The following is a 2,281-nucleotide window of genomic DNA, read 5'->3' as shown; positions in this document are numbered from 1 at the left end:
GTTTCCCGAGCGCGCTTATTTAGTCATGTGCTGTTTCACACAGCGCATCATGCCGGACAGATATCTCTCACTTTGAGCAGAGGAAAGAAAATGCTACAGTCGTAGTCAACTGGTAAAGTTGGACAGAAACTAAGAATCAGTGACTCCTTAAACGCTCCTCAGCGAGACGATGAGCGTTTAAGTTTTGCTTCGTAAATGAAAAGTGCAGATCTCAGTTAATGCACTAAGCGATTTAACTGAGCTAATTCTTTCTGATTACTCTCTTTGGTCAAGCTACAGATACTAGTATAGAACATACCTGGTGGATTGACTGCTGTCGCTTTACTAATCGTGTTCTTGGGCTCCCAATTCGTAGCGTATACGATGTACTCTTTTCCTAATTTGAACCCATATCCACAGGTGGCCCCATCCTGACCCGTAATGATGGAAACTGTGTCAGGCGTGTTAAGCGGAGATTTGTATTTTTTCTCGATGACAAGCTTAACTAGCTTTTGAGGCCAAGCAGATTCAGAATCCCTGTAATCGGTAACACTAAGCACCTTACCCTTAACGGCAAGGCTTACGGAGTTCAACTCATCTTTAAGGGTCCAGTTGTTGTTTCTCACGCAGGTACAAGCATCGGCCGGTAGGCCAGCAGTTATTAGTAGGGCAGCTACTGTTAAAATAAGGCGGCTAACTTTCATCAATCTGAGCATATTATATAAGTGGCTATGGATTAGCTAAAGTATGACACTTCAGGCTACTACTTTTCGATGATCAGTCTCTTTAAAGGCTCCTGATTGAGACGAAGAGATATTCATATATGCGATTGTTTCATTAGACAACCTCATCTGATTGTATCGTCTGCTTCTGTGGAGTCATCTTCTTGACGTAACCGTTCCTCAATCTCTTCAATTGACGGCAAGGTACTTTGCCAATCGGTGGGCAGTGACTCCATCAACCGGTACTCAGTAATGCCGATTGGCTTGTTCATGTCCCGCAGGGCGTATTCGGCCATTAGCTGATCATGACGACGGCAGATCAGCAGGCCGATACTGGGGTTATCAAACTCGCTTCGTAGTTGATCATCGACGGCCGAAAGATAGAAGTTTAATTTCCCCACGAACTCGGGCTCAAACTCGACTACCTTCAGCTCGATCACGAGATAGGAATGCAGCTTAAGGTGATAGAACAAAAGATCCAAAATGAATTCGCGCCCGGACACCTCAAGGGGATACTGCCGCCCCACAAAGGCAAAGCCTTTGCCCAGCTCGAGCATGAACTGAATCAGGTGATTGACCAGGCCCTCTTCCAGGTCCCGCTCCTTGTACTTCTCGGTTAAACTCAGAAAGTCGAACAGGTAGGGGTTTTTCAGCGACTGCTGGGCCAGATCGGATAGAGGTTCGGGTAGGGTACGCTCAAAGTTGGAGATCGCCTGGCCAGTGCGTTGTTTATAGTTCGACTCAATCTGCTGAACCATCACATCCCGTGACCAGCCATTCTCGACCGTTGCCTGCATGTAAAACAGGCGTTCATCCAGGTTCTTTACTTTATCCAGCAGGGTGGTATGATGGTACCAGGTCAATTTTGCAGGCGTCGCCTGCAAAATTGACTCTCCGCCAAACTGGTGGTCCGGATAAGCGGCCGCGAAGGCCTTCATGTAACGCAAGTTGCGGGGCGACATACCCTTCATAGTAGGGAACTCCGCCTTCAGATCAGCCGCCAATCGGTCGACTACTTTTTGCCCCCAACCCTGTAGCTTTTCCTGCTCCAGGATGATAGTGCCGATGCGCCAGTAAAGTGCCAGTAGTTCGGCATTAGCGGCAAACGTGGCCCGTAACTGAGTGGTTCGGATTTCCCGTTTAAGTTTATCCAGCAGTTGGATATAGTCAGCTGGTTGGCTATTGGATGGAAGCATCAACGTCAATACGGATTGATCGAGACCGAAGATACCAGTAAAAGCGCTATGATGCGGTTACGATGGGTTAATTTTGGCTGTAAGCCTAATAGTAGGCCAACTCATTGACGGACTAGCCAAGCCGTATGAGACCGTTACAGACACTAATCCACTAATTAAGTGTGTCCTTTACTGGAACGTTATTTAAAACTAGACATCTCACTGAACGCTTTACAAATAGACGAAGAAACTTTCATGCATGTGCTTCATAAAATGGGCGTGGCTGTTGCACAACTCTGCTTCCCAAATCGATTTTTCAACATCTGACTTGACAACTAAGACTTCCTACCATTGTCTGCAATTCTTAGTTGAGAAAAAGCATGCCAAAGCCTAGAAAAGTGTCTT

At 46.6% G+C, this 2,281-nt stretch carries 1 protein-coding gene; it reads right to left on the bottom strand.

Annotated elements, in window-relative coordinates:
* Nucleotides 1–826: 826 nt before the first annotated feature.
* On the bottom strand, nucleotides 827–1,897 hold the full coding sequence (locus ACYU87_RS27490; RefSeq protein WP_461137210.1) for a PDDEXK nuclease domain-containing protein: 1,071 nt from the start codon (nucleotides 1,895–1,897) through the stop codon (nucleotides 827–829).
* Nucleotides 1,898–2,281 lie beyond the last annotated feature (384 nt).

The sequence above is a fragment of the Spirosoma lituiforme genome (assembly GCF_054776635.1).
The sequence above is the reverse complement of the archived record's forward strand: the minus strand, read 5'-3'. Positions and strand labels throughout refer to the sequence as shown.